Raw genomic sequence first — 19102 nt, 5'->3', positions numbered from 1 at the left:
TTTTACTATTTTTCATTTGTTTCCGCTGCGCCTCTTGGCAAGATGAGAACCTCAACCCGCCTGTTTTTGCTTCGGCCTTCCGCAGTTTTGTTGGAGGCCACCGGTTTATACTCACCATAGCCTTTGGCACTGAACACTTTGGCATCAAGCTTAGGGTTCTCAATCAGAAGCCCCATGAAGTTTACGGCTCTCATCACACTTAAATGCCAGTTTGACTGAAATTCTGAATTTCTAATCGGCATATTGTCTGTATGTCCGCTGATAATGATGTTTCTCGGCGGATTAATCACAAGAAGGTTTGAAATCTCTTTTGCTAGGGGAATGTCTTCCTGGCGGATGGTCGCTTTTCCTGAATCAAAGAAGATGCTGTCTTTAATCGTGATCAGCAGGCCTTCCTTAGTCATCTTTGTTTCCAGCTGATGCTCCAGCTTTTTATTTTTAATGAACTTTTCCACCTGGCTCTGCACACTTTTAAGTTCTTCTTGATCAGCTGCTTTTTCCTTTTCTTTCTTGTTTTCCTTTTTCTCTTCTTTTTCCTTTTCCACTTTGTCGATTCCGTCTGACTCATTTTTAGGAGGGGTGACGCTGGAATAATCCAATACGCCGGTCCCGCCTGTAAAGACTTCATTAAATGATTTTGAAAGCATTTGAAATTTAGCTGCGTCAATCGAGCTGCTCGCATACAGCACAATAAACAATGCTAGGAGAAGGGTAAGGATATCGGCGTAAGGAACCAGCCATGATTCATCAACGTGCTCGTCCTCATGCTTCTTCTTCTTTTTTCTCGCCATTTTGCGCCTCTCCTTCTCGTTCTGCAAATTTCAAACGGTCCTTCGCAGGAAGGTACATTAAAAGTTTCTGCTCGATCACTTTCGGTGCCTGTCCTTCTAAAACGGACAGGACGCCTTCAATCATAATTTCACGGAGCTTGACTTCCTGTTTTGACTTGCGTTTTAATTTGTTTGCAAAAGGATGCCATAATACATATCCCGTAAAGATACCGAGAAGGGTGGCTACAAAGGCTGCACTGATGGCGTGACCAAGCTCATCTGTATTGTCCATATGAGAAAGTGCGGCGATCAGTCCGATAACAGCACCGAGCACCCCAAGTGTCGGCGCGTAAGTTCCCGCCTGTGTAAAAATAGCGGCTCCGGCCTGGTGTCTTTCCTCCATCGCTTCAACTTCTTCAGTCATGATATCTCTGATAAATTCTGCGCTTTGCCCGTCAACAGCCATGCTGAGACCGTTTTTCAGAAACGCGTCATCTACATTTTCAATACTTGCTTCCAAAGCCAGCAGGCCTTCACGGCGTGCAAGCTGAGCCCATTCAGAGAACATAGGAATGAGTTCTTCTATTGTCAGCTGTTTGTTTTCTTTAAATAGCACACGGAACAGCACAGGCACTTTTTTGATTTCTTTCGTTGGGAACGCAATGACTACCGCTGATATCGTTCCGGCGATGATAATTAAAATGGCAGCGGGATTTGCAAGAGCGGCGAAACTGACGCCTTTCAGAACCATTCCCACACTCAATGCAACAAAAGCAAGAATAATACCGATAATCGAAGTTTTATCCATAATTTTCACCAAATCCTTTTTTACTAGCTTGTCTATGGTTAATATCGGTATCAGTGTCTGGAACTTTAGGGACATTGTGAAATTGTTCATGAAATATTCAAGGAAGATACATAGAAGGGAGAAATAAACAAACGCGGGCTTTTCAGCAGGGGAAAGGCCGCGGGTTTTAACGTGCGTATCTGATTCTCTAAAGTGCTTTCGTATAACAATAGAAATAAATATTCATCATGTTCCATCTCTCTTTATGAAAAGTGTAAAGAAAGAAGAAGATGAGCGCGTCAGGGGATGGAATGACATGTTCTCGGACGAGAGAAGGATTTCACATAAAAAGCGGCTTCCCTGAAAAGGAAGCCGCTGATTTTTATTTTGCCTGAACTTTGATGTTATTATTTTCTGCTGTGACGTGAAAACTTGCAATCTCGTTATTGTCAAGCAGCAGATCAGTCATTTCGTCCTCAACCCATTCCTGGATCGTTCTTCTGAGCGGGCGCGCACCGAATGAAGGATGGTAACCCAGCTCAGCGATTTTTTCTTTCGCTTCATCTGAAACACTCAAGCTGATGCCGCGTTCTGCCAATGTTTCTTCCAATTCTCCAAGAAGAAGGCTGACGATTTTGACCAGATGCTCTTTTTCAAGGGAACGGAATTCGATGATGCTGTCAAATCGGTTGAGAAACTCAGGTTTAAAGAACATGCTGAGTGAATCAATTAATGTTTGTTCTTCAATCACGCTGTCTTCTGATTGGAAACCGACTTTCGTTTGTTTTTCACCAGTGCCTGCATTGCTTGTCATTATGATGACGGTGTCTTTAAAGCTTACAGTTCTGCCTTGGCTGTCCGTTAAGCGGCCGTCCTCCATAATTTGCAGGAACATATGCTGAACATCTGGGTGCGCTTTTTCAATCTCATCAAGCAGCACGATGCTGTATGGATTGCGGCGCACTTTTTCCGTTAATTGTCCAGCTTCCTCATGGCCGACGTATCCAGGCGGCGAACCAATGATTTTAGATACGGCATGTTTCTCCATGTATTCACTCATATCGAGGCGGATAATGGCATCTTTCGTACCGAATAATTCATCCGCCAGGGTTTTAGAAAGCTCTGTTTTCCCTACGCCGGTTGGTCCGACAAAGAGGAAGGAGCCGACTGGTCTGTTTTTTGATTTTAAGCCGGCGCGGCTGCGTCTGATCGCTTTTGCCACTTTTTGAACAGCCGCTTCTTGTCCGATGACGCGTTCACGAAGCTTTACTTCAAGCTCTTTCATTTTTGTTTGCTCATCTGCCTGCAGTTTCCCCACAGGAATGCCTGTTTTTTGTTCGACGATATCCTGAATGTGCTCAGCTTCCACTGTGACTGCGGAATGTGAAGAAGAGCTGTTCAGTTTTTTCTCCAGTGCGATTTCTTCATCACGGAGTTTTGCTGCCAATTCGTAATTCTCTTCTTCCAGCGCTTTTGTTTTTTCTGCTTCAATTGCAGTCAGCCGTTCAGCTGCATCTTCATCATTCAAATCATCAATTAACAGGTTGGCTTTAGATCCAGCTTCGTCTAATAAATCAATCGCTTTGTCCGGCAGATGTCTGTCCTGAATGTAGCGAGATGATAAAGTGACACAGGCTTTCAGTGCTTCATCGCTGAATGTCACGCCATGGTATGCTTCGTATTTGTCTTTAATTCCTTGCAGAATGCTGATCGCTTGATCAATTGTAGGCTCCTGCACCATGACAGGCTGAAAACGTCTTTCCAGCGCAGCATCTTTTTCAATTTGGCGGTATTCTTTCAGTGTTGTCGCTCCGATAACCTGCAGCTCGCCTCTGGCAAGAGCGGGTTTGAGAATGTTACCTGCATCCATTGAGCCTTCTGCAGAGCCTGCCCCAACGAGAAGGTGAATTTCATCAATGAAAAGAATGACATTTTTGCGCTCTTTCAGCTCAGTGATCAGCTGTTTCATTCTTTCTTCAAATTGACCTCTGATGCCAGTGTTTGCAACAAGGGATGCGACATCAAGCAAGTAAAGCTCTTTGTTTTTCAATTTATTTGGAACATCGCCTTCAGCGATTTTTAAAGCGAGCCCTTCTGCAATTGCTGTTTTCCCTACACCAGGTTCTCCAATCAGAACCGGATTGTTTTTGTTGCGGCGGTTAAGAATCTCGATCACACGCGCAACTTCTTCATCACGGCCGATGACGGGATCAATCAGACCGGCTTTTGCGCCGTTTGTAATATTTTGCGCCAGTTCATCAAGCAATCCTTTTTTCTCGCTTTGCTTAGCTGCGCTTTGTTCTTTCGGCTGGAATGCTTGTTCAAACGGAAAACCGAAAGATTGAGGACCCATGCTCATTGAAGGTTTACGAGTCAGTTCGTGATAGCAAGTTTCACATAAAACCATTTGTTTATGAACAGAATTTATTTGCATGTTAAGGCGAATCGTCGCCTCGTTTTGATGACAGTGTTGACAACGCATTTGCCAAAACCTCCTTATAAAATTTGATCATCTTTGACCAATCGGTTTAGAAAAAAAGGTCGACTTATTTGACCTTCTTTGACTATTAGTATACGCCAGATTCACTGGCTTTCAAAACCATTTGCTCAAAGCGGTCTTGTTTTTGACTAACTTTGACCAATGAAGCAATATAAAAAGACGGCTGGTTTGACCTTCTTTGATGAATAGTATACTCTGACCTTTTTTGACTTTCAAGGCTTTTGCTCAAAAATATTTTTGAATTGTTTACACAGTAAAACATGTTTTGTTCGTCTTTTCAAGGAACTTGTCTCATAGGCTATAAAAAGGCTAAAAGGACAATACTGCGGTTGGTTCGGAGGGGAGAAATGGAACAATCAAAAGGGTCTGCACATCAGCTCGCTTTTGTGTATGTAGGCACAGTAGTCGGAGCGGGATTTGCAACTGGCAGGGAAATTGTTGAGTTTTTTCTGAAGTTCGGCTGGTTCGGATTGCTTGGTATTATTATAAGCGGCGGGATGTTCACGTTTTTAGGCGCAAAGCTGATGATCATTTCAAAGCGAATCAATGCCAAGTCCTATCAGGAAATGAATATATACTTGTTCGGGGCGGCTGCCGGACGGATTATCAATGTCTTTATGCTGTTCGTTCTCCTCGGTGTCACATCTGTCATGCTGTCGGGGGCAGGGGCGCTTTTTGAGGAACAGCTTGGGATGTCCGCTCAGATTGGAATGCTGATCACAATTGGATTAAGTTTGATTGTGATGACAAGAGGAGTAAAAGGCATTTTCGGTGTAAATGTGTTTGTTGTACCGCTTTTGATTATCTTTTCTATGATTGTGGTGGCCGATTCATTTATTTTCAGTGAGACGCGGAATACAGCTCAGTGGGTGTGGCCGCATCGATGGGACTGGCTATTATCAGCAGTGTCATACGGAGCCTTGAATTTATCGCTTGCCCAGGCTGTTTTGGTGCCGCTGGCGAATGAAATGTCTTCAGAACAGGTGATAAAAAAAGGCGCTTTCATCGGCGGTACAATGCTGACAATTGTGCTTTCCGCAAGTTTTTTGTCTTTGTCGATGCTCCCGGATGTATTTTTGTACGATATTCCGATGGCTCAAGTGGTTTACCTCTTCGCGCGATCTGTACATTTGATTTATTTGTTAATTATATTCGGCGAAGTGTTCACATCGGTGATCGGAAACCTTTATGGGCTGGAAAAACAAGTGAAGAGCTTTCTTCCTATTAAAAGTAAATATATTTTTGCGGCCATAATGATTACGGCTTATATCACGAGTCAAATCGGCTACGGCAAGCTCATTTCAACCATTTACCCACTGTTTGGCTATGTGAGCTTGGCTTTCATAGGCGCTTTGGTCTGTAAAAAGCTCCCCCGGCGCAGTTTGTAATCACAATATTGAAACATATATAATAATGAAGCAAATGTTTATGTTAGACCCTGCGCCAGCCCGAAACGGATCTTAATTAGGTATTTTCGCTGTGTAAAAGGATCAAGGCGGAAAACATGAGACAGGCTTTTCGGCTATCATTTTTATTGTCAAGAAAAACAACATTATGGTAAGATAGCAGAAGTGAAAAATTGAAGAAAATCCGTTCGATATGCGGGAGAGGTTCTAGCTACACCCTCTATAAAAAACTAAGGACGTGCTGTATCCTTGGATACGGCCTTTTTTATGTTTTTCTAGAGCACCTTTCCGAAAAGGTGTTTTTTTATATTTAACAGTTGTAGCGATGTCTCTCGCCGAGATTTTTATAGCGGAGAAGGAGAGGAATCATGAAAAAGGAAAAAGCAATTGTCGTATTCAGCGGCGGCCAAGACAGTACCACATGTTTACTGTGGGCGTTAAAGGAATTTGAAGAGGTGGAAACTGTAACATTTCATTATAATCAGCGTCATTCGCAGGAAGTTGAAGTGGCGAAGGGGATTGCGGATAAGCTTGGCGTGAAAAATCATTTGCTTGATATGTCACTTTTGAACCAGCTTGCGCCTAATGCCCTGACGAGAAATGATATAGAAATTGAAGCAAAAGACGGCGAGCTGCCATCAACATTTGTTCCAGGCCGTAACTTAGTATTCTTATCTTTTGCGTCTATCCTTGCGTACCAAATTGGCGCCCGCCATATTATCACGGGCGTTTGCGAAACGGATTTCAGCGGCTATCCTGACTGCCGTGATGAATTCGTTAAATCTTGCAATGTGACGGTTAACCTGGCCATGGAGAAGCCATTTGTGATTCATACACCGCTCATGTGGCTGAATAAGGCGGAAACGTGGAAGCTTGCAGATGAGCTTGGCGCGCTTGATTTTGTGAAAAACAACACGCTTACATGCTATAACGGCATCATCGCAGACGGCTGCGGCGAATGTCCGGCATGTCATCTTCGCTCCAGAGGCTATGAAGAATATATGGCGATGAAAGGAGAGCGGGCATAAATTGTTATCTCAAATATATCCACAGGTCCAGCATCCATATTCATTTGAATTGAATAAGGACATGCAAATCTCTGCTGCTCATTTTATTCCGCGGGAAAGTGCGGGAGCATGCAGCAGGGTTCACGGGCATACGTATACCGTAAATATTACCGTTGCCGGTGATGAGCTTGACAATTCCGGCTTTCTCGTGAATTTCAGTGTGCTCAAAAAGCTGGTTCACGGCTCCTATGACCATACGCTTTTAAATGATCATGAAGAATTTTCTAAGGAAGACCGGTATTCACTGCCGACAACTGAAGTCGTGGCGAAAACGATCTATGACAAAGTGCAGGCTTATTTAAACACACTTGAGAATAAACCAAGCTGTGTGCAGGTGTTTGTCCGTGAAACACCGACCAGTTATTGTGTATACCGTCCAAAAAAGGGTGGTTTGAATGGCTAAAGGAATTCCTGTATTAGAAATTTTCGGCCCGACGATTCAAGGAGAAGGCATGGTGATCGGACAGAAGACAATGTTTGTCCGCACGGCCGGCTGTGATTACTCCTGCAGCTGGTGTGACTCCGCCTTCACTTGGGACGGATCTGCTAAAAAAGATATTCGCTGGATGACAGCCGAGGAGATTTTTTCAGAGCTTAAGGAGATTGGGGGAGACGCGTTTTCCCACGTAACAATCTCCGGCGGAAACCCGGCGCTGTTAAAACAGCTGGATGCTTTGATAGAACTGCTGAAGGAAAACAATATCCGTGCAGCTCTCGAGACACAGGGGACAGTCTATCAGGATTGGTTTACACTGATCGATGATCTGACGATTTCACCAAAACCGCCAAGCTCGAAAATGGTGACGAACTTTGATAAGCTGGATCACATTTTGACATCATTGAAAGAGAATAACAGACAGCATGCTGTCAGCTTGAAGGTTGTCATTTTTAATGATGAAGATCTCGAGTTTGCCAAAACTGTACACAAACGCTACCCGGGAATACCGTTTTATCTGCAAGTCGGTAACGATGATGTGCATACGGCAGACGACAAATCACTCATTGCACATTTGCTTGGAAAATATGAAGCGCTAGTTGATCAGGTAGCTGCCGATGCGGAGCTGAATCTTGTCAGAGTGCTTCCGCAGCTGCATACCCTGTTATGGGGCAACAAACGAGGAGTTTAATAGAAAGGAAGATAAACATGACGACAAGAAAAGAATCAGAATTAGAAGGTGTAACACTGCTTGGCAACCAAGGAACAAACTATTTATTCGAATATGCGCCGGACGTGCTCGAATCCTTCCCGAATAAACATGTAAACCGTGATTACTTTGTAAAATTCAACTGCCCTGAATTTACATCTTTATGTCCGAAAACAGGACAGCCAGACTTTGCAACAATTTACATCAGCTATATTCCTGATGAAAAAATGGTGGAGAGCAAATCACTCAAACTGTACTTGTTCAGCTTCAGAAACCATGGAGACTTCCACGAAGACTGCATGAATATCATCATGAATGACTTGATTGAATTAATGGACCCGCGCTACATTGAAGTATGGGGCAAATTCACGCCAAGAGGCGGAATTTCCATTGATCCGTACACAAACTACGGAAAACCTGGCACGAAGTACGAGAAAATGGCCGAGTACCGCATGATGAATCATGACTTGTATCCGGAGACGATTGATAATCGTTAATGAGAACCCACACTAAGTCCAATAAAAGTGTGACCTAGCGTGACTTTTATGCAGTGAAAAGTTGATATTGCAGAGGTAATTTAAGACGTACAAATGTGTACGTCTTTTTCTTTTATGCAAAAAACAATATATTAACGTAAGTTTTTTGGCAGAAAGACTAGCGAAATCAAAGGAAAGTATTTTGTAGATCGCTTTCTTTTCTGTGGGGCATCCGCACAAGCCTATTAAATGATGATTATAATTTTTATTTCTCATTATATATGGATGGCGTATCCGGCAATACCGAAAGTATTCTTCAGCTTCTGTTATATTTTTTCGTGTCGACGAGAGAAACGATTATTTTTCATTCCCTTCGAATGTAATTTTTCAGGAAGCTATTACGTCATCTCACATCTGAACGTTTTGTATAGACTAGTACCGTCACAAGTTATATTACAAATACATACCAATAAGTAGACATTAAAAAAGTGAAAGAGAGGACGAACATGTGTGAAAATTCTTTTTCTCGAGAGTCATCCTATGTGGCTCTATGGTTTACCGAATGGGTTTAGTGAAGCAGGCCATACCGTAATGATTTCAGGCCCTGTAAGTCGGGAAAATGTTACTGAAATGATAGAAGAATTCAAACCAGATCTAATCGTATCTATGGGTTGGACACCAGAGCATTCTAGGGAGAAGCAGGCCTGGATCCGCAATGCTACTAAAAAGGTGAAGATCCCCCTCGTTTATTGGGCAACTGAAGACCCGTTGCACACTCAAAACTTTACTATCCCGTTAATTAAAAAGATGAAACCGGATTTTGTTTTCACCGTTACACCTTCTCTGTGTAAAACTTATGAAAGAATGGGGGTAAAAGCGGCTCATTTAGACTTTGCATATCACGAAAGTATACATCATCAGATTAAACCATTGGACAAATATAGCTGTGATATAGCGGTGGTGGCTAATGCTTACCCTAATTTTCTTGAAGAACATCCGGAAGTGTTCCGCTCGTCCTCTTTAAAAACGCTTATTCGTCCTCTCATACAAAATGGTATTCGCATTGATTTTTGGGGGAAAAATTGGGAGAAAATGAGCAAACATATAGGAAGAGAAATTCCCCGGAATTGGATTCATGGATACCTTGATTATACTGAAGCATATAAAGTTTACAGTTCAGCAAAAATCATTCTCGGTTTGCAAAACTGTGAAAGCCAGCTTACGCAGCGCACCTATGAGATTCTTGGTTCCGGAGGGGTTTTATTGACATCGGATACACCAGCAGTTCGAGGTAAATTCAAACCTGGCCGCGATCTCATCGTTTCATCTTCCCCAAAAGAAACATTTGAAAAGGTTAAATACTATTTGAATCATGATAGCGAGAGAAAGAAGATTCGGATAAACGGTAAAAAGGCTGTAAAGAATGATTCCTATCGGCATAGAGCTGAGAGAATGCTTGAGGTGCTAAAAAGCAGAGGAATCTTAAGAAACCTAGAGGAAACCATTCATTATGTTGATGTTCTCAAAGAAAATTACGTGATCCATCATGTTGCTCCCGGTGAAACATTAACGAAAATCGCCATAAAGTATAAAGTTTCCCTTCAGCAAATCATGGAGCTAAATCATTTCAAATCAGATCAGATATATGCGGGACAAATCATTAAGATTAGAAAGAAACGGTCTAGAGATGTTAAAAATAATTTTTTCTAAAGGAGAGTAATATGAATGAACGGAAAAAAACCAAAACAGAAGTGAAAAGAACGCCTCGTTATATGGAATTTCCCGTGACTTATGAAGTATATTGTGTGGAATCCGGCGATACATTATGGACGATTTCAAAATCCTTTAATATTCCGGTACAACAACTTATGAATATTGTTAAAACTTGATATCTTTGAGAATGAAGGGGTTATGAGATGTTTCAAATGAGCTATTTCTATTCTGGATTAGGTTGTGATATTATTCAGCACGTTGATCAAACGAACGGAGTATTAAAAGTCGTGTCTCCTGACTTTTTCTATATCAGAAAAAATGGATCACTACTTCTCCGTTCAGCTAATCCTGATGTGATTAAAGCTCTTCATAGAAGAAAATTAAAAGTAGTTCCTTTTTTAAGCAATCATTGGAATCAGGATTTGGGTCGAGTTGCGTTAAAAAAACGAGTGGTTTTGGCTAAACAAATTTCTAATGCGATAGAAGAACTGAATCTAGACGGGGTCAATATCGATATAGAAAACCTTACAGAGAAAGATCGGCAGGCATTTACGGATTTCGTTAGATTAGTAAGAAAAGGTATTCCTAGGCACAAAGAGGTATCAGTTGCAGTGGCAGCAAATCCTTTTGGCTGGATGAAGGGCTGGCACGGATTATATGATTATGAGAATTTAGCTAAACATGCGGACTATCTAATGGTTATGGCCTATGATGAAAGCCAACTTGCTGGGCCTACTGCAAGTGTAGGATGGGTGGAAAAGTCCATTCAATATGCTCTAGCCCAAAAAATCTCTCCCAAAAAACTGGTTTTAGGATTGCCTTTCTATGGCCGTTGCTGGATGCAAGACCAAGCTAACTCACAAGCTATGTCACTTTACCTTGTTAACTCATTAGTAAAAAGGCATAACGGTACAATTATTTTTGACATAAAGAGTCAATCTCCAAAAGCTGTTTTTACGATCAAACACGATAAGAAGGATCTATTACCTCCAGGAACATATACATTATGGTTCGAAAATGAACAGTCACTCAGAGCAAAAATAAAACTCGTTCAAAAATATAACCTAAAAGGTCTTGGCAGCTGGAGTCTTGGACAGGAAGATTCGTCAGTCTGGAATAGAGTGTTTAAAAATATATAAGCGGAGGCGGTTAATAATCGTTAATATAGTTTCTCCTGCGGAATGCAGGGGATTTTATACATAAAAAAGACGAGTGAATCCGGGGGGGATGCCACTCGTCACCTTCTAATGAAAAGACGGGATGCTGGATGGCAGCTCGTCTGTTTTATTATAAAATATCGAACGTATGTTTGTAAAGACGTCTTTTTTTAAAGAAATGGTTAAAATAATGCTCAGAACAGATTCATTGTAAACGTTAACGGCGTTATGTTAAGATGCATGAACTGATAAGGAGTGATACCAAGTGAAAACATTGCGTTTAAACGATGTCACGTTAGAAATGTCAACATACCAAGAAGAGAGCGAGCCGAAGCGGAAAATTGCCTTTACCTTACATGTTACCAGTGAGACTTATCATGATATCGCTGTGCTGTTATATGAAAAGGCATTTAACGTCGAAGTTCCGGAACGAAATCTTGCCTTCCGCGGTGAAATCACAAATTATTCAACGTCATTGACCAACCTGTACGAAGCGGGGGCCGTGAGTGAATTTTATATCGAAATAACGGAAACAGACACGAACGCCGATTCATAATCGGTGTTTTTTATGTAAAAAAGCTGCCGGCCGGCAGCTTTTGAGAAAGCTAATTTGATATGTAAGGTGTTTAATTGTTCGTCTTGCAGTTTTTGCGAATGCGTGTGGTTGAAGGAGGATTTAATAGGAGTCTCTGATGATCTTGTAATTTTTATGATTAACAACAGTCAGTGAATCTAGCTCAAGATCCCGATAGTTATCCATAATGGTAACATCTACGATAACAGAATTCTCATTAACTTTTTCAACAACACCGGTTAATCCGTTTTTAAATTCAATGACGTTTCCGACCTTAGCGATTTTCACAAGCTTCCTCTCCTTTAAACATAATAATCCCTTTTGAAAGTATTAAACAGTATTTTTATTGAGAAGTAAAGCGATAAGGAGTTTTATCGTCCTAAGGAATTGTCCTGGCGCAGGAAAAATGATATATTGATTTTCGTTAAAGATTGAAAAGGGGGAGTTTTGATTGCGTCCCGAAGACATAACAGAACAGATTGCACAGCTTCGTACTGGTGAAATAAAAGAACTGAGAGTCCAAAAAGAACACTTTCTTGATTTCAGGGCCGTTTTATCGAAACAGGACGATTTTAAGCATTTCCGGGGCATTGCCCAGCAAGGCGGAGATGTGGTGTTTCAATATTTAGAACAGCCAAGAAGCTAAAAGGTTTCTCATAAGTGAGAAGCCTTTTTATCATATATGACAGAACGCCAGCCTTTTATTACAAATGATGTAACAGGCGTAAATAAAATGTAAAATTACAAAAATGGATAAATATGCTTTGAAATGACAAGATTTATAGAAAATCAGGCTGTTTTTTTGCCATTAATCAGTGCGTCACCCGGTATATTCCATCCTGATACCTGTTTGGGAGAGTTGGAAAATCTTTTTCCGTGAAATTGATTTGATCTCTTGTTAAGGTTATGAAGTGTTTTTTGAGCACTTTAAGGAGGAAACTGTATGACGACAAAATTTACTGCGCTAGCTGTTTTTCTTCTTTGTTTCATGCCTGCTTCGAAAATTGAACATACACAAGCTTCACTACTGAACACAAAGAAGACAAAACATGAAGAAGCTAAGCTGCTTACTCATATAAATCATGACACAGACACATCTTTCTCTTCACTGTCTGCTGATGAGGACAAGAAAAAAATAAAGCCGATCAAGCTATCAGCGAACACTGAAAAGAAAGAAAAAGAACAATCAGAGAAAACGAATGAGAAGAAAGAAACTTATTCTGAGTCTGAAAAAGAATTGCTTTCCCGACTCGTTCACGCAGAGGCGAAGGGCGAATCCTATGAAGGCAAGGTCGCTGTTGCAAGCGTTGTGCTGAACAGGACGGATAAGAAGGGCTTTCCCGATACAATCAGAGGGGTTATTTATCAGAAAAATGCCTTTGAACCTGTCGCAAACGGAAGCATTAATCAAGAGCCAGACAAAGAATCAATTGAGGCTGTTGAAGAAGCGTTGTCATCTAAAGACAGAGAAACAGAAGCCCTTTACTTTTATAACCCGAAAACGGCGTCAGATGACTGGATTCGCTCAAGGAAAATCATCGAAAAAATCGGCAGGCATGTCTTTGCCATATAAGCATAGAAGAGACCATTCGTCTCAGCTGTGCTTTTTTTTATAGAAAGAGTAAAAATAAAATAATTTTTGAACTTGTCTCATATGATGTTGGTAGTACAAGAGACAAGGAGAGACATCATGAATCGATTTGTAAAAGGGATTATTCTTTTATCCATTGCCGCCTTTTTCGCCGAATGCCTTGAATTTGTCGTGAATATGATTTTGGCGCGCGAGCTTGGCGAGCACGGGATGGGGCTTTACATGAGTATTTTGCCTACCATCTTTTTAATTATTGTCATCGCAAGCTTGGAGCTGCCAATATCAATTTCTAAATTTATCGCTGAATCAAATCCAAAGCTCCATGAAAGCATGCTGAGGCACGCCTTTCGAATGACAGCTGTTTTCACAGCCTTTTCCACCGCTGCCGCCAGTATTGCGCTTCCTTTTATTCCGGTGTTTGATACATATCACCCGTTTATCAAAGGAATTGTCATCGGCTTGATTCCTATTGTCGCCTTTACGTCAATTGCCAGAGGCTACTTTATGGGTGTGCAAAAAATGGGGAAGATCGCAATCGCTAATGTACTGAAAAAAATCATTCAGCTGTTGTGCTTGTTCATCTTCTTTCAATGGTACTCGTTTGAGCTGGACATGGCTGTGCTGATTTCGCTGTTTGTCCTTGTCGTGAGCGATGTGATCGTGCTTGTTTACTTGTATTCACAGTTTATCCTGGCGAGACGTGCGGTATCGGTTCAGCAGCATATCCATTTGCGCGGAAAAGATGTTAGAAAAAGACTGCTTGCCGTATCGATTCCGACAACCGGACTGCGCATTTTCCACGCCGTAGTCAACGCCATTGAGCCCTTTTTAGTAAAAGGAGCGCTTTTGGCAGCGGGCGTTGCCGGGACAACTGCCATCGATCAATACGGCATGCTTGCCGGAGTGGCTGTGACGATAGGGTCGTTTCCTGCTTTTATCGCCCATTCGTTAATGGTCGTCATGATTCCCAGTATTTCTGAAGCTTATTCTCTCTCACAATATGACATCGTATTAAAAAGGCTGAAGCAGTCGATCTTTATCACGTTGGGATATGGTATACCGGCTGTCTGGATCATGTTTCAGTTTGCAGAGCCCCTGACCCATCTGTTTTTTCACTCTCCTGAAGCACAGTATTATTTGCAGCTTTTGTGGCCGTACTTTCTCTTTCATTTATTTGTGATGCCCCTTCAGGCATGTTTAATCGGGATGGGCTTTGTCAAAGAAGCTTTTTATCACAACGTGTGGAGCCATCTCGTTGCGCTGAGTATGATGTATGTGCTGGGTTCAATGGAAAACCTGCAAATGCTCGGGATTATCCTTGGGATGAATACAGGCATGATTTTGCTGACGAGCCTACACTATACAACGATTTGCAAAGCGCTGCGTGTATCTGTTTTTCTGACGGGAGGAAACCGAACGCCGCGGATTGAAGGATGATAAATCTCTAGCGGGGCAAGCTATTTGAAAAGCATGAAAGGAAGATTCCATGTTGACAAAACGCTTGCCCCTCGCTATTTGCCTGATCTTATTTGCTATGATTTCATGGATGCCTCTATCGGCACAGGCTGCCACTAAACAGCCTGCTGTTCCTGCGGTTTTCCTCATGAAAACGATAGAAGGGGAGGATATCTCCATCCCAAATAAAGGACAGAAAACGATCCTGCATTTTTGGACTTCATGGTGTCCGCCCTGCAAAAAGGAACTTCCTCAGTTCCAATCATTTTACGAGGCTCATCGATCTGACAGTGTGAAGCTGGTAACGGTCAATTTAGTGAATTCAGAACAAAATCAGCAAGTCGTTGAAGACTTTATCAAAGCAAACCATCTGACCTTTCCGATTGTTCTCGACACAAAAGGGGATTTAATGAAGGAATATCATATTATAACGATTCCCACCTCGTTTTTGCTGAATGAAAAGGGTGAAATAGAAGAAACAAAAGTGGGGCCGATGACGGCTGAACAATTGAAAGAATGGACGAAAGAATAAGCTGAGAGCGTAGCCTTTCAGCTTTTTTGTCATATAATGAAAGGTGAACAGATATTAATGATAATTATTATCAAAAAGAAATTAAAATAATTATAATTGAAATTCTTTTTCTGCATGCTATAATTAAGAAAGACATCATGAAATAACCAACGATGAAGCTGCCTTCTGGGCGGCGGTTTTGTTTTTTATAAGAGAAATGAAGATGATTTGCGTTCTCAATTAGGGAGGAGAATTCGATATGAATGAACAAGTGATGCTTCAACATGATCAGCATCAGCCAATAAAGACAGAACAGCCAGAAAAAAGCTGGACCCAGCATGCGGAGCTTATCGCAGCCCTTGTGTCAGGTGCTCTTATTTTAGCAGGCTGGCTCCTTTCCTCACATCAGTTGTTATCGGTAACGCTATATTTGCTGGCCTTTGTCATCGGCGGATTTGCTAAAGCGAAAGAAGGAATCGAAGAAACGCTCGAATCCAAAACGCTGAATGTTGAGCTTTTAATGATTTTCGCTGCCGTGGGTTCCGCGTTGATTGGGTACTGGGCAGAGGGTGCTGTTTTAATCTTTATTTTTTCCTTAAGCGGAGCTTTAGAAACATACACGATGAATAAAAGCAGCAGGGATTTAACTTCTTTAATGAAGCTTGAACCTGAAGAAGCAACGCTGATTGTAAACGGTGAAACCAAAAGAGTATCGGTTGCAGATATAAAGGCTGGTGATACGATTGTTATCAAACCTGGAGAACGGGTGGCAGCTGACGGAATCATTGAATCTGGTTCTACAAGCCTTGACGAGTCAGCGTTAACGGGCGAATCGATGCCCGTAGAAAAAAACACCGGCGACGCTGTGTATACGGGAACTGTTAATCGAAACGGCTCCTTGACCGTCCGTGTTACAAAAGCAAGTGAAGATTCTTTGTTCCGAAAGATTATCAAGTTGGTGGAATCTGCGCAAAACAGTGTGTCACCTGCGCAAGCTTTTATCGAACGATTTGAAAATGCATATGTAAAAGGCGTTCTGATCGTGGTGGGGCTGCTGTTGTTTGTGCCGCACTTTGCACTTGGCTGGAGCTGGAGTGAAACCTTTTATCGCGCGATGGTATTTATGGTGGTGGCGTCACCTTGCGCACTTGTCGCGTCCATCATGCCGGCAGCGCTGTCCTTGATTTCAAATGGCGCCCGCAATGGCATGCTAGTGAAAGGAAGTGTATTTCTTGAACAGCTGGGATCTGTGCAAATGATCGCTTTTGACAAAACGGGGACTGTAACAAAAGGCCAGCCTGCGGTTGAGACGGTCAGACTGGCGGAAGGGTATGAAGAAACAGAAGTGCTTGAAGCTGTCTATGCGATTGAGAAGCAGTCCAGCCATCCGCTCGCGCAAGCCATTGCCGGCTACGCTGAAAGCCGCGGCATCAACAAGTCCGGCTACATATCAATCGAAGAAACGTCAGGCTTTGGTGTAATGGCTGAAGTGGCGGGTGCCAAATGGAAAGTCGGAAAGGCAGGATTTATTGGGGAAGAATTGTCAGCACAATTTTTGAAACAATCTGCATCAGATATCATTCAAAACGGCCAAACCATAGTGTTTGTGAAAAAGGAAGATCAAATTGCCGGCTGTATCGCTTTGAAAGATCAAATCAGACCTGAAGCAAAAGAAGTCATGGATGAACTGAGCCGTCTGGGGGTTAAAACGGCCATGCTGACGGGAGATCACGAGGACACGGCTCAAGCGATAGCGAAGGAAGCGGGAATGACAACAGTTGCAGCAGAATGTCTGCCTGACCAAAAAGTAAATGAAGTGAAACGATTAAAAGAAGAATTCGGGACGATTGCAATGGTCGGAGACGGAATCAACGATGCGCCGGCACTAAAAGCGGCGGATGTCGGCATTGCAATGGGCGGCGGAACAGACGTGGCCCTTGAAACTGCTGATATGGTGCTCATGCAAAACGATTTGAAAAAACTCGTAAAAATGTGCCGTTTATCACGGAAAATGAACAGGATTGTAAAGCAGAATATCGTATTTTCTCTCGCGGTCATTTGCCTGCTTATTTGCGCAAACTTTTTACAGGTGATGGAATTGCCGTTTGGCGTTATAGGCCACGAAGGAAGTACGATCTTGGTGATTCTAAACGGTTTAAGGCTTTTAAAATAAAAAACAGCGGTCCAAATGGGCTGCTGTTTTTTTATGGATCAAGTTTTACCTTCCTTTGCTTTTTCTCTTGATCCGGCCTTTTCATCACAATGATGAGAGCCAGGATGCAGCAAAGGAAGCCGGCTGCACAGCCTATGATAGAGCTGTAATAATAAAAATCCACCAGCTTCATACCGACAAAAGGAGCGGAAATTCCCGCAACTGTTAATAGAACAACTGCCTTACGTCTGAAAAAATTCATCAGCAAACGGAACAACTCCCTGCGATTTAACTCTCCTCTCAGTATACAAGATGACCGGCAGGAAATAAAATGATGGAAAACGGAAAGTCGCCGTGAAAGGCAAACACCCGTAAAACCTGTTACAATATATAAAGAACAATGCATGGCAAAAGGCAGGGAGGAACAAGAAATGAATAGAATACAACGCGTCTCTTCATGGCTGAAGGAAGCGGGGCATACTACCGCATTTATTCATACGAAAGAAAATGTATTTTACTTAACCGGTTTTTATACAGAGCCGCATGAACGTGTAATGGGTTTGTTTATCTTTCAAGAGGAGGAGCCATTTTTCGTTTGTCCGGGAATGGAGGCAGACCAGGCCCGAAATGCCGGATGGAATCACGAAATTATTGGCTATGCCGATCACGAAAATCCATGGGAGCTCATTGAAAAAGCACTCAAAAAACGAAATGTCAGCATACATACGCTTGCCGTAGAAAAGGATTCAATCTCGCTTTCGTGTGCCGAACAACTGAAGCATTCAGCTGGAGGGGCTCAATTTGTATCAGCAGAAGAAACACTTAACCAGTTTCGTCTGATTAAAGAGGAGCATGAAATTAAATTGCTGAAAGAGGCGGCGAAGCTTGCCGATTTTGGTGTTGAAGTCGGGACAGCTGCTTTGCGTGAAGGCATCAGTGAGGTGGAAGTTCTCGCTCAGATTGAGTATGAGCTGAAGAAAAAAGGAATTCAGGGCATGTCTTTCTCGACAATGGTGCTATTCGGGAAAAAATCAGGTCAGCCTCACGGAAATCCGGGAACAGCCACATTAAAGAAAGGCGATTTTGTCTTGTTTGACCTGGGTGTTATTATGGACGGCTATTGCTCTGATATCACGCGAACCTTTGCTTACAAAACCATCAATCCGAAGCAGGAAGAAATTTATGAGACGGTGCTCCAAGCGGAAAAAGCCGCGATAGAAGCAAGCAAACCAGGCGTGAGAATCGGAGATCTGGACTTAACTGCCCGCGGAATCATTGAAAAAGCCGGATACGGAGAATATTTCCCTCACCGGCTGGGCCATGGTCTCGGCATTTCAGTGCATGAGTACCCGTCGATGAGCAAAGCCAATGACACGCTGCTGCAGGAAGGAATGGTTTACACAATCGAACCGGGCATTTATGTGCCGGATGTTGGCGGCGTACGCATTGAAGATGACGTTCACGTAACAAAAGACGGAGCGGTTGCGCTAACTCAATATCCGAAGGAATTAACGATATTGCCGTAACAGGCAGAGATAAAAAAGGACTTTGTTCTCGACATCGTCCTTTTTTATCTGTTTTAAATAAAAAAATCATCAAACGTCCGAAATGGTTTCACTTCATGTTTTTGATTGAGCGGTCTTACGGCCAGGCAGCTTCCGCCCAGAACGGCCAGACATAATCCAATTAAAATGAAGAAACCCATTTATATCTTCTCCTTTCAGCAAAAAAACATCTAATCTGTCGGTACGTTCTTATCGTATTGTATGAAACGCATTCCAGATCAAGGGAAATCAGA

21 protein-coding genes and 1 riboswitch are annotated in these 19102 nt (G+C 42.4%); of the genes, 15 read left to right on the top strand and 6 right to left on the bottom strand.

Annotated elements, in window-relative coordinates; all coding sequences use genetic code 11:
• Positions 1–5 precede the first annotated feature (5 nt).
• From motB to clpE, 3 genes are all read right to left on the bottom strand, one after another.
• Positions 6–791 carry a flagellar motor protein MotB gene (motB, locus tag MTN95_RS03155; protein WP_105955530.1) on the bottom strand — a complete coding sequence of 262 codons (786 nt, stop codon included), beginning with the start codon at positions 789–791 and terminating at the stop codon, positions 6–8.
• Positions 763–1578, bottom strand: a complete 816-nt coding sequence (gene motA, locus MTN95_RS03150; RefSeq protein WP_024121174.1) for a flagellar motor stator protein MotA — start codon at positions 1576–1578, stop codon at positions 763–765. The genes motB and motA overlap by 29 nt, the downstream gene beginning before the upstream one ends.
• 361 nt (positions 1579–1939) lie before the next feature.
• Positions 1940–4039, bottom strand: a complete 2100-nt coding sequence (clpE, locus tag MTN95_RS03145) for an ATP-dependent Clp protease ATP-binding subunit (protein ID WP_248336898.1) — start codon at positions 4037–4039, stop codon at positions 1940–1942.
• 365 nt (positions 4040–4404) lie between these two features.
• On the opposite strand from clpE, the gene MTN95_RS03140 reads away from it, so the two are divergent.
• From MTN95_RS03140 to MTN95_RS03100, 9 genes are all read left to right on the top strand, one after another.
• Positions 4405–5445, top strand: a complete 1041-nt coding sequence (locus MTN95_RS03140) for a YkvI family membrane protein (RefSeq protein WP_101865223.1) — start codon at positions 4405–4407, stop codon at positions 5443–5445.
• A 213-nt stretch (positions 5446–5658) separates the two neighbouring features.
• A riboswitch (PreQ1 riboswitch) is annotated at positions 5659–5703 on the top strand.
• A gap of 128 nt (positions 5704–5831) precedes the next feature.
• The gene (queC, locus tag MTN95_RS03135) at positions 5832–6491 is read left to right on the top strand and encodes a 7-cyano-7-deazaguanine synthase QueC (RefSeq protein ID WP_024121180.1); all 660 of its coding nucleotides are present in this window, start codon (positions 5832–5834) and stop codon (positions 6489–6491) included.
• A gap of 1 nt (position 6492) precedes the next feature.
• Positions 6493–6933 (top strand): 6-carboxytetrahydropterin synthase QueD, encoded by a 441-nt coding sequence (gene queD, locus MTN95_RS03130; protein WP_101860649.1) that lies wholly within the window; start codon positions 6493–6495, stop codon positions 6931–6933.
• Positions 6926–7657 (top strand): 7-carboxy-7-deazaguanine synthase QueE, encoded by a 732-nt coding sequence (gene queE, locus MTN95_RS03125; protein WP_024121182.1) that lies wholly within the window; start codon positions 6926–6928, stop codon positions 7655–7657. The genes queD and queE overlap by 8 nt, the downstream gene beginning before the upstream one ends.
• Before the next feature lie 17 nt (positions 7658–7674).
• On the top strand, positions 7675–8172 hold the full coding sequence (queF, locus tag MTN95_RS03120; protein WP_003218613.1) for a preQ(1) synthase: 498 nt from the start codon (positions 7675–7677) through the stop codon (positions 8170–8172).
• A gap of 489 nt (positions 8173–8661) precedes the next feature.
• The gene (locus tag MTN95_RS03115; protein WP_248336896.1) at positions 8662–9861 is read left to right on the top strand and encodes a DUF3880 domain-containing protein; all 1200 of its coding nucleotides are present in this window, start codon (positions 8662–8664) and stop codon (positions 9859–9861) included.
• Positions 9862–9872: 11 nt separating this feature from the next.
• Positions 9873–10040 carry a LysM peptidoglycan-binding domain-containing protein gene (locus tag MTN95_RS03110; protein WP_105955535.1) on the top strand — a complete coding sequence of 56 codons (168 nt, stop codon included), beginning with the start codon at positions 9873–9875 and terminating at the stop codon, positions 10038–10040.
• Positions 10041–10067: 27 nt separating this feature from the next.
• Positions 10068–11003, top strand: a complete 936-nt coding sequence (locus tag MTN95_RS03105; RefSeq protein WP_248336894.1) for a glycosyl hydrolase family 18 protein — start codon at positions 10068–10070, stop codon at positions 11001–11003.
• A gap of 283 nt (positions 11004–11286) precedes the next feature.
• Complete coding sequence (locus MTN95_RS03100) at positions 11287–11577, top strand: DUF3219 family protein (protein WP_202853747.1); 291 nt, start codon at positions 11287–11289, stop codon at positions 11575–11577.
• A gap of 120 nt (positions 11578–11697) precedes the next feature.
• On the opposite strand, the gene MTN95_RS03095 is transcribed toward MTN95_RS03100, so the two are convergent.
• Entirely contained in the window at positions 11698–11883 is a 186-nt protein-coding gene (locus MTN95_RS03095; RefSeq protein WP_003232446.1) for a YkvS family protein, read from the bottom strand.
• A gap of 163 nt (positions 11884–12046) precedes the next feature.
• Here MTN95_RS03095 and MTN95_RS03090 point away from each other — a divergent pair, with 163 nt between their 5' ends.
• The 5 genes from MTN95_RS03090 (at position 12047) to MTN95_RS03070 (ending at position 17325) form a co-directional block, all read left to right on the top strand.
• Positions 12047–12241 carry a hypothetical protein gene (locus MTN95_RS03090; RefSeq protein ID WP_202853748.1) on the top strand — a complete coding sequence of 65 codons (195 nt, stop codon included), beginning with the start codon at positions 12047–12049 and terminating at the stop codon, positions 12239–12241.
• Positions 12242–12538: 297 nt separating this feature from the next.
• Entirely contained in the window at positions 12539–13168 is a 630-nt protein-coding gene (locus tag MTN95_RS03085; protein ID WP_105955539.1) for a cell wall hydrolase, read from the top strand.
• A 117-nt stretch (positions 13169–13285) separates the two neighbouring features.
• Positions 13286–14623: a sporulation protein YkvU gene (ykvU, locus tag MTN95_RS03080; protein WP_024121188.1), complete on the top strand. Its 1338-nt coding sequence runs from the start codon at positions 13286–13288 to the stop codon at positions 14621–14623.
• 49 nt (positions 14624–14672) lie between these two features.
• The gene (stoA, locus tag MTN95_RS03075; protein WP_202853749.1) at positions 14673–15173 is read left to right on the top strand and encodes an endospore biogenesis thiol-disulfide oxidoreductase StoA; all 501 of its coding nucleotides are present in this window, start codon (positions 14673–14675) and stop codon (positions 15171–15173) included.
• A gap of 238 nt (positions 15174–15411) precedes the next feature.
• On the top strand, positions 15412–17325 hold the full coding sequence (locus MTN95_RS03070) for a heavy metal translocating P-type ATPase (protein ID WP_202853421.1): 1914 nt from the start codon (positions 15412–15414) through the stop codon (positions 17323–17325).
• Positions 17326–17356: 31 nt separating this feature from the next.
• Here MTN95_RS03070 and MTN95_RS03065 read toward each other — a convergent pair whose 3' ends face one another.
• Positions 17357–17572: a hypothetical protein gene (locus MTN95_RS03065; protein ID WP_044156111.1), complete on the bottom strand. Its 216-nt coding sequence runs from the start codon at positions 17570–17572 to the stop codon at positions 17357–17359.
• A 163-nt stretch (positions 17573–17735) separates the two neighbouring features.
• On the opposite strand from MTN95_RS03065, the gene MTN95_RS03060 reads away from it, so the two are divergent.
• Complete coding sequence (locus MTN95_RS03060) at positions 17736–18830, top strand: M24 family metallopeptidase (RefSeq protein WP_248336892.1); 1095 nt, start codon at positions 17736–17738, stop codon at positions 18828–18830.
• Positions 18831–18883: 53 nt separating this feature from the next.
• Here MTN95_RS03060 and MTN95_RS21490 read toward each other — a convergent pair whose 3' ends face one another.
• On the bottom strand, positions 18884–19009 hold the full coding sequence (locus MTN95_RS21490) for a hypothetical protein (protein WP_010334030.1): 126 nt from the start codon (positions 19007–19009) through the stop codon (positions 18884–18886).
• Between the last annotated feature and the right edge of the window lie 93 nt (positions 19010–19102).

It is taken from the genome of Bacillus sp. 2CMS4F, from assembly GCF_023161785.1.
GTDB classification, from domain to species: Bacteria; Bacillota; Bacilli; order Bacillales; family Bacillaceae; genus Bacillus; species Bacillus halotolerans.
Note: the sequence above shows the minus strand (reverse complement) of the source record. Positions and strands in the feature narration are given on the sequence as shown.